This window comes from Psychrobacter sp. Rd 27.2 (assembly GCF_001921755.1).
Classification (GTDB): Bacteria; Pseudomonadota; Gammaproteobacteria; order Pseudomonadales; family Moraxellaceae; genus Psychrobacter; species Psychrobacter celer.
In genome coordinates this window covers 1-397 of the sequence record NZ_MRYB01000100.1, presented here as the reverse complement: position 1 = coordinate 397, position 397 = coordinate 1, and the positions used below count along the sequence as shown (strand labels likewise).

The window sequence follows — 397 nt, the reverse complement described above, 5'->3', positions numbered from 1 at the left end:
CTCTTTTTCAGCCTCAGTTGTTACATCTTTTGAGAGGCTAGGTGAAGACTGTTTTGTTGTATCATGGCTGATTACCACTCTTTTATCTAAACAATACTCCTCTTGTAGCTCTTTATCCTCTAGCATAATAATGACTTTATCTAACAAAGAAGCATTGCTTAAGTATTTATGCTTTCTTCTTACGGACTCTACATATAATGAGGATAACTGCTTGCTAAATAACTTTAAACCCGTCTTTTTATTCGCCAAATCAATGATTGATTTTCCCAATTGATAAGAAATCGTATTTTTTTCAGCGGACTTATTAAGACGATTTTTTTCATTCTCTAATTCAAGAGACCGTATATAATACTTTAGTTCCTCTATAGAACCTCCATACTGCTCTATGAGCTCACTG

Annotated in this window: 1 protein-coding gene; it reads right to left on the bottom strand. The window is 33.8% G+C overall.

All coding sequences use genetic code 11. From position 1 onward, the window contains the following. On the bottom strand, positions 1–397 hold a 397-nt coding region (locus BTV99_RS13565; RefSeq protein ID WP_178377981.1), incomplete at both ends, for a hypothetical protein.